This window comes from Salinicola halophilus, from assembly GCF_003206155.1.
Taxonomy (GTDB): domain Bacteria; phylum Pseudomonadota; class Gammaproteobacteria; order Pseudomonadales; family Halomonadaceae; genus Salinicola; species Salinicola halophilus.
Genome location: NZ_PZJV01000002.1, coordinates 560886 through 569296, shown reverse-complemented (window position 1 = coordinate 569296; position 8411 = coordinate 560886). Strand labels below are relative to the sequence as shown.

At 62.1% G+C, this 8411-nt stretch carries 7 protein-coding genes; 2 read left to right on the top strand and 5 right to left on the bottom strand.

The features are described from left to right. Positions 1-319: 319 nt before the first annotated feature. From DOM33_RS10255 to DOM33_RS10240, 4 genes are all read right to left on the bottom strand, one after another. The gene (locus DOM33_RS10255; RefSeq protein WP_110668589.1) at positions 320-1807 is read right to left on the bottom strand and encodes a bifunctional 2-methylcitrate dehydratase/aconitate hydratase; all 1488 of its coding nucleotides are present in this window, start codon (positions 1805-1807) and stop codon (positions 320-322) included. Between the two features lie 69 nt (positions 1808-1876). Continuing rightward, positions 1877-2998, bottom strand: a complete 1122-nt coding sequence (gene prpC, locus DOM33_RS10250) for a bifunctional 2-methylcitrate synthase/citrate synthase (RefSeq protein WP_110668587.1) — start codon at positions 2996-2998, stop codon at positions 1877-1879. A 95-nt stretch (positions 2999-3093) separates the two neighbouring features. Further along, positions 3094-3978: a methylisocitrate lyase gene (gene prpB, locus DOM33_RS10245; RefSeq protein WP_110668585.1), complete on the bottom strand. Its 885-nt coding sequence runs from the start codon at positions 3976-3978 to the stop codon at positions 3094-3096. After that, entirely contained in the window at positions 3975-4769 is a 795-nt protein-coding gene (locus DOM33_RS10240) for a GntR family transcriptional regulator (protein ID WP_239495319.1), read from the bottom strand. The genes prpB and DOM33_RS10240 overlap by 4 nt, the downstream gene beginning before the upstream one ends. Positions 4770-5050: 281 nt before the next feature. Here DOM33_RS10240 and pabB point away from each other — a divergent pair, with 281 nt between their 5' ends. Both pabB and DOM33_RS10230 read left to right on the top strand, forming a co-directional pair. Further along, the gene (gene pabB / locus DOM33_RS10235) at positions 5051-6445 is read left to right on the top strand and encodes an aminodeoxychorismate synthase component I (protein WP_110668583.1); all 1395 of its coding nucleotides are present in this window, start codon (positions 5051-5053) and stop codon (positions 6443-6445) included. Between the two features lie 183 nt (positions 6446-6628). Then, on the top strand, positions 6629-7249 hold the full coding sequence (locus tag DOM33_RS10230; RefSeq protein WP_110668581.1) for a phosphoadenosine phosphosulfate reductase domain-containing protein: 621 nt from the start codon (positions 6629-6631) through the stop codon (positions 7247-7249). An 87-nt stretch (positions 7250-7336) separates the two neighbouring features. Here DOM33_RS10230 and cysB read toward each other — a convergent pair whose 3' ends face one another. After that, positions 7337-8305 (bottom strand): HTH-type transcriptional regulator CysB, encoded by a 969-nt coding sequence (gene cysB / locus DOM33_RS10225; protein WP_110668579.1) that lies wholly within the window; start codon positions 8303-8305, stop codon positions 7337-7339. Positions 8306-8411 lie beyond the last annotated feature (106 nt).

The window sequence follows — 8411 nt, the reverse complement described above, 5'->3', positions numbered from 1 at the left end:
TTTTAAGGATCCTGGTGAAGATGTCAACGTCTTTCTTGTCGAATCTTGCCGGAGCGACTGAAGCAATAAACCCGAATGCGTCAGTGCCGATCCCTGTGAAGCTGGCGAGCATTTTGCGCTTCTCACCGCCAAACGTCAACCGATTTCTTCAATCTAATCAACCGCTTGGCTTACTTCACGCCAACCCCGAAAACCTGTCTCGGCGTCAGCGGATGCGTACTTTACGCTCCTACTCCCTATCTGACAACCCCTTAAATCAAAAAAACGTCGATCCTTCTCGCTCTATTCGGACCCATGGGCCGTGCGGCCCGCCATGGGCTTACTGAGTTACCCAGAGGTCCATGAAATCCGATACCGGCATCGCTTCGAGTGCCGCGCGATCTTCACAGAGCGAGAAGATATGGCGGCAGCGACCGGCCGGGAAGCGCGTCGCCAAGTTGTGACGAAACTTCTCTTTGAGCAACGGTATCCCCTCTTCCCGGCGACGCCGATGCCCGATGGGGTACTCCACCTCTACACGGTCCGTCTGAGTACCGTCTCGGAAGAAGATCTGAATGGCATTGGCGATTGAGCGCTTGTCCGCTTCCAGGTAATCCCGGGTATAGCGAGGCTCCTCGACTACTTCCATCTTGGTTCGGAGTGCATCGATGATCGGGTGCGCCTCATGAAAGGCGTCTTCGTAGTGCTCGGCCGTCAGTTTCCCGAACGCCAGCGGCACTGCAATCATGTATTGAAGGCAGTGATCCCGATCCGCCGGATTGGTGAGTTCACCTTGCTTGGAGATGATGCGAATTGCCGATTCGTGCGTGGTCACTTCAATCCGCTCGATCTCATCGAGGCGGTTCTTGACCTCAGGATAAAGCGTCACGGCGGCTTCGGCGGCAGTCTGCGCATGAAATTCGGCGGGGAAGCTGATCTTGAATAGCACGTTCTCCATGACGTGAGTGCCATAGGAGCGCGGTAGCCGAAAACGACGCTCTTCCGGGGGCTTGATCCGTTGATCTCGATTCGTCTTGCTGAACGAGACGTCGTAGAACCCCCACTGCGAGGCCGTGAGCGCGCTCGGCACGCCCATTTCTCCGCGCATCGCCATGTCGGCCAAGCGCACCGCACGTGACGAGGCATCCCCCGCGGCCCAGCTCTTGCGCGAGCCGGCATTTGGCGCATGCCGGTAGGTTCGCAGACTTTGACCATCGACAAAGGCATGCGACAGCGCGGACAGCACCTGCTCGCGGTCGGCGCCCATGAGCTTGGCGACCACGGCGGTCGACGCCACCTTGACCAGGAGGACGTGATCCAGCCCGACTCGGTTGAACGAGTTCTCCAGTGCCAGGACCCCCTGAATTTCGTGCGCCATCACCATCGCTTCGAGCACGTCCCGCATCGTCAGCAGCACCTGTCCCCGAGAAAGACGCCGCCGGGAACGATGATCGGCGACCGCGAGGATGCCGCCGAGGTTGTCCGACGGATGCCCCCACTCCGCCGCCAGCCAGGTGTCGTTGTAATCCAGCCAACGAACGATACAGCCGATATCCCAGGCTGCCTTGACGGGGTCGAGCGTAAGCCCGGTCCCCGGCACCCGAGCGCCGTTGGGCACCACGGTACCCTCGACGAGCGGTCCGAGCAGCTTGGTGCACTCCGGAAAGCGTAAGGCCAATAGCCCGCAGCCCAGCGTGTCCATCAAGCAGTGCCTGGCAGTCTCCAGTGCCTCTTCGCTGTCTATCCGATACTCCAGCACGTAATCGGCGATCGCCTGGAGTTCGGGGTCGTAGTCGGGGCGATGATTGAGATCGACATTGGCACTCATGGCACGTCCTTGGCAGTGATGAGTTGAGATAGCGGGCGTTCGGTGAAGCGTCGTTCTGCCGACGGCCACTCAGCGCCGTTCGAGAGGGACCCAGTCACGGTGCTCGGGTCCGACGTAATCGGCGCTCGGTCGGATGATGCGGTTATTGGCTCGCTGCTCGAAGACGTGTGCGCACCACCCCGTCAGGCGCGAGCAGACGAAAATCGGCGTGAAGAGCTTGGTCGGAATGCCCATGAAGTGATAGGCACCGGCGTGATAGAAATCGGCGTTGGGGAACAGCCCTTTCTCGCGACGCATGACTTCGTCGACGCGCCGGGACACGGCGAAGAGATGACGGTCGCCGACGTCCTGCGACAAGGTTTCCGCCCAGCGCTGAATGATCGCGCTGCGCGGATCGGACTCGCGATAGATGGCGTGTCCGAACCCCATGACCTTCTCTTTGCGCTCGAGCATCGCGAGTAGCTGGCGCTCCGCTTCGTCAGGGGTCGACCAGCGACTGATCATCTCCATCGCCGCTTCGTTGGCACCGCCGTGCAGTGGTCCGCGCAGCGAGCCGATCGCGCCGGTCACGCAGCTGTGCAGGTCGGAGAGCGTCGAGGCACACACTCGGGCGGTGAACGTCGAGGCGTTGAACTCGTGTTCCGCATACAGGATCAGCGAGACGTTCATGACATTGGCATGCAGCTCGGACGCCGGCTTGCCGTGCAGTAAATGGAGAAAGTGCCCACCGACCGATCGATCATCCGTCTGCGTCTCGATTCGCTCGCCGAAATGGGAGTAGCGGTACCAGTAGTTGAGGATCGACGGCATCACCGCCAGCAGTCTGTCGGCATGGCGCTGCTGCTCTTCCTGGCGCTGCTCGGTCTCGAGCGTACCCAGCATCGCCGTCCCGGTTCGCAACACGTCCATCGGATGCGCATCACTCGGTATTCGCTCCAGCACCTTCTTCAAGGCATCCGGCAGTTCACGCAGACCGATCAGCTGCGACACGTAGGCATCCAGCGTTTGACGATCGGGAAGTTCGCCGCGCAGCAGTAGATAGGCGACCTCCTCGAAGCGCGCCTCGTCCGCCAGGGTCTGAATGTCGTAGCCGCGATAGGTTAGACCCGAGCCACTCTTGCCAACGGTACACAGCGCGGTCGAACCGGCGCTCTGGCCACGCAGCCCCGTACTCTTCGGGATATCGGTCATGAAGCCTCCTGTCTGTGAGTGCCATCGACGACGAAAGCCGAGTGCATCGAGCGATCCGGGGAACGCGCACTCCCTTCACCCGCGGCGACGCGAACTCATGTCTTGTCCGCGGCAAAAAGCGCGTCGAGCTTGCGCTCGTAGTCGTGGTAGCCGAGAAACGCGTAAAGCTCGTCGCGAGTCTGCATCGTCTCCACCACGTCGCGCTGGTGTCCTTTGGTCTGAATGTCGCGATAGACGTTGAGCGCCGCCGCATTCATCGCGCGAAAGGCCGACAGCGGATAGAGCACCATTCGGCAACCGACTGCCGCAAGCTCTGCCTGGGTGAACAGCGGCGTCGCCCCGTACTCGGTGATGTTGGCGAGAATCGGCGCATCGATGCCTTCGCAGAAGGCTCGATAGTCGTCGAGCGTGTGCACCGCCTCGGCAAAGACGGCATCGGCGCCCGCCTCGATACAGGCATTCGCCCGCGCCACGGCCGCATCGAGCCCCTCTTTTTGAAACGCGTCGGTACGCGCGATTAGAAAGAAGTCTTCGTCGTGCCGTGCATCGACCGCCGCCTTGATGCGATCGACCATCTCCGCCTGCGACACGATTGCCTTGTTGGGCCGATGCCCGCAGCGCTTCTGCGCCACCTGGTCTTCCAGATGAACCGCCGCCACGCCGGCCCGCTCCATCTCTTGGATGGTGCGCGCGATATTGAGCGCCCCGCCCCACCCGGTATCGATGTCGACCAGCAGCGGCACCGAAGAGGCCCCGGTAATACGTCGAGCGTCTTCGACCACATCGTTGAGCGTGGTCAAGCCGAGGTCGGGCAGGCCGAAAGAGGCATTGGCGACGCCACCGCCGGAAAGATAGATCGCCCGGTGGCCGACCTGCTCGGCCATCAACGCCGTATAGGCATTGATGGTGCCGACGATGGGCAGCGGCTGGCACGCCTCGAGGGCAGCGCGAAAACGCGCGCCGGGGGTCGTCGAAATCATTGGGGACTCCTCGAATCTCGATCGTTGATCTCGCCGGACTCACCCGAAACCGGCGCTCTTGCGTCAGCCGTCGGCGCTGCGTCCTGCACACCAGGCAGCTCGCCGTCGAGTGCCAACGCATAGCTCGCGGCCACGTTCTCCCGGGAGGCGCTGACGTGCCGACGCATGAGCAGCTCCGCGAGCTCCGCATCACCGGCCTCGATGGCATCCACGATGCGATGGTGTTCGACGAATGCGCGATGAGGACGGGCGCCGCTGGCGCTGAATTGCGTGCGATAGAGGCGCACCAGGTAATAGAGGTCGTCGCACAGGATCGTCATGAGCATCCGGTTATGGCTGCCCTGCACGATGCGGTAGTGGAAATCGAGATCGCCCTCTCGCTGATAATAGGCTTCGCCGCTGTCGAGATCGTTCTGCCGCTCGTGAACCGCCAGGACCTCGCGCAGTCCGGCGATCTCTTCGACGGTCATGGCACTCGCTGCCAGGCGTGCCGCCATGCTCTCGAGCGCCTCGCGAACGTCGAAGAGTTCGAGCAGTTCATCCATCGACAGTTTTACGACCCGCGCGCCGACATGCGGCACCCGCTCGATCAGTCGATACGTTTCGAGACGGCGCATGGCTTCCCGCAACGGGCCGCGGGAGATGCCGTAGCGCGTCGAGAGTTCGGGCTCGGTGATCCGCGTCCCCGGCGGCAGCTCCCCGCGCACGATGGCGCGCTGCAGCTGATGGAAAACGCGCTCGGCGAGCGTCCTCACTGCCGGCAAATCGGTATCGTTGTCTAGAGGTGTCACGGCAGGATCGATCATAGATTGTTAACAATAGTAGGCATGTCACCATACTAAGGGTGTTTGACGGCGTACGCCAAGCGCGACGAACGCTGACCGATCCAACTTTGGTCGACGCGCTGAAAATCGATGACCAACCGGCATCTCATTGATTGTCGACAATAAAAGCGGCATCGCCCGTTCTTCCGCGATGGCACAACGTGCATCTTCCCGCGTTCACGCCTCGATGTCGGGTCGACAGTCGGGGACAATGGCTGTTGCTGATTTTTGCGACGAGAACGAGTGACATGGCCGACTCCCAACCCTGCCTGGACGTGGTGACGATCCCCTACTTTCCGGACCCCGCTCACTACTTCTCGGCACTGCGTCAACGACCGGGCGCCATTCTGCTCGATAGCGGCCGGCCGCGGGCGCCGGGGGGGCGCTTCGACATTCTCTCGAGCGACCCGATCTCCACATTGACCCGATTCGACAACACCCTGCACTGCGCGCCGGCCCAGTCGGAGCTGCCGGATTGCCCCTTTGCGGCACAGCGCCAGCTGCTGGCGCGCGCGATCGCTGAAGACCTGCCGCGACTCGACAGCGCCCTCGCCGAGCGCTATCGGGAACTGCCCTTTCTCGGCGGCCTGCTGGGCCAGTGGAGTTACACCCTGTCGCAAAGCCATCGCCGCGGCGAATCGGAGCCGCGGCCCGGCCCGGCACTCCCCTCGCTTCGTGTCGGCGTCTACGACTGGGCACTCATCCAGGATCACGACGCCGAATGCAGCTACCTCATCGCGAGCGCCGAGCGACGTATCAACGTGCTCTCCTGGCTCGACTCCCCCACCCCGACCGAGCGGGAAAACGCGTTTTCTCTCACCTCACCGTTTACCCCCGACATGGATCGCGAGGCTTATGGCGCGAAATTTCAGCGCGTGCAGGCCTACATCCACGCCGGCGACTGCTATCAGATCAATCTCTCCCAGCGCTTCACGGCTGGCTACCGGGGCGATCTGTGGCAAGCGTACCGACGACTCAGGGAAGCGACGCCAACCCCCTACGCCGGCTACTTCGCCGATGAAACGGGTGCCATCCTCTCTCTTTCTCCGGAGCGTTTCGTACGCGTTGCCGACGGTCGGGTGGAGACGCGGCCCATCAAGGGAACCCGGCCACGCGGCAAGACGACGACTGAGGACGATCGGCTTGCCGACGAGCTGCTCACGAGCCTCAAGGATCGGGCCGAGAACGTGATGATCGTCGACCTGCTGCGTAACGACCTCGGCCGCGTCTGCCGACCGGGGAGCGTCGCGGTACCCGCACTCTGCGGCCTGGAGAGCTACGCCAACGTGCATCACCTCGTCAGCGTGGTCCATGGCACGCTAGAGGCGGGAGTGGATGCACTCGATCTGCTCGCGGCAGCGTTTCCCGGCGGCTCCATTACCGGTGCCCCCAAACGCCGCGCCATGCAGATCATCGACGAGCTCGAGCCCAGTCAACGCAGCGTCTACTGCGGCAGTCTCGGCTACGTCGATCGTCGCGGGCACATGGACACGTCGATCGCCATCCGTACCGTCGTCGCGGAGGCCGACTCGCTGCACGTCTGGGGCGGCGGCGGACTGGTCGCCGACTCCCAGGAGCAGGCGGAGTACGATGAGACCTTGGCGAAAATAGCGCGGCTGATGGGCGCTCTCGATCCCAGCTGATGGCAAAGTGGCATGACAGGATCGATAACGATAAGTATGCATTATCGGAATCGTTAGACCGTTCAGCTATATAACTTTCTAACCAAACGGTATTGGCCGGCGAGAAAGCAGGATTGCTAGAGTTCGCTCATTCGCCTCGCGACCCACCTGGGATCGAAGGCTGTCTACCGTTCGGAGAGACTCATGACGCTCGATATCGATTCGCTCAACCGCGACATCGGCAACGATCCACTGGCACTGACCGAGTTCGCCTTGGGTCTGGATCGCAAAGCGATCTGCACGACCAACTTTCGCCCCTTCGAAGCTGTCATCCTGCACCTGGTCACGCGCGTACGTCCGGATATTTCGGTCGTCTGGATGGACAGCGGCTACAACACGCCGGCGACCTATCGTTTCGCCGATGAATTGCACAAGCGTCTCGACCTGAATCTCACGATCTATCATCCGGTACGCTCCCGTGCTCACCGCGAGGCCGTCGAAGGTGCCACACCGACCATCGACGATCCGCGGCATGCGGCTTTTACCGAAGAGGTGAAGCTCGAGCCGTTCCGGCGCGCACTCGCCGAGCAGAACCCCGGGGTCTGGTTCACCGCCCTGCGTGCGGAGGACACGGCAGAGCGCGCGCGCATGCAGCCGCTGGGCCTCAACGCCGACGGCCTGCTCAAGGTGGCGCCGGTCCTGCACTGGAGCGCCAAACAGATGTATCAGTACCTACAGACGCACGATCTGCCCAACAACTTCGACTACTTCGATCCCACCAAGGTGGAAGAGAAGCGCGAATGCGGCCTGCATCTGCAGCACTGAACCTCTCACGCATCACCCAGAACGCCCCGTGCCGTCTCTCGACGTCACGGGGCGTTGTCGTTGTCAGGGACGGCGAACGGTCGTCGCTTAAAGGACCGGCAGCTCGACGTCCTTGAAAAGATCCGCCTCGTGGCGCGGCCCGGCTGCCAGCGCCGCTTCGACGGTATCGCGGTCGAGATGCCCGGCCAGACGCCGAACGAAGTCGAACATGTAGGTGCGCATGAAGGTGCCGCGACGAATGCCGATCTTGGTCGTGGAACTGGCAAACAGATGTGATGCATCGATCGCCACCAGGTCGCTATCGGCCACCGGATCGATCGCCATGTGCGCGACGATGCCGATTCCCAGACCCAGCCGGACATACGTCTTGATCACATCGGAATCCGCCGCGGTCAGCACGACGTTGGGTGTCAGCTCTCGGGATTTGAAAGCGTCGTCGAGCTGCGAGCGCCCGGTGAAACCGAAGACGTAAGTGACCAGCGGGTGCTCCGCCACGCGCTCCAGCGTGAGCTCGCCCGTGGCCAGCGGATGCCCCTTGGGCACCAGCACGCAACGGTTCCAGCGGTAGCAGGGTAACAGCACGAGATCGTTGAAGAGCTCGAGAGATTCGGTGCAGATCGCGAAGTCCGCCGTGCCTTCACTGACCATCTGCGCGATCTGCTTCGGCGTGCCCTGCTGCATGTGCAGCGCCACGTCAGGATATTTCTGGCGAAACTCGCCGATCACGCCGGGCAGTACGTAGCGGGCCTGGGTATGCGTCGTCGCGATGGCCAGGCTGCCACGACGCTCGTCGCTGTGCTCCTGCGCCACGTGCTTGATGTCATCCACCGTGCGTAGCACTTTTCCCGCCAGTTCGACGATCGCCTCGCCTGCCGGCGTGACTCGCGTGAGGTGCTTGCCGCTGCGCGCGAATATCTCGACGCCCAGCTCGTCCTCGAGCAGTCGTATCTGCTTGGAGATACCCGGCTGTGAGGTGAAAAGACTCTGCGCGGTTGCCGAGACATTGAGTTGATGACGAGTGACTTCCCACACGTAGCGCAGCTGTTGCAGCTTCATTGACACCCCCTGACCGCGACCCATGAAATGGGTATAAAGAATCAATTTGCCATTACTTTACGCAATAAGCCGAGCCTCGGGAAGCCGCGCGATCGTCTACATGAGG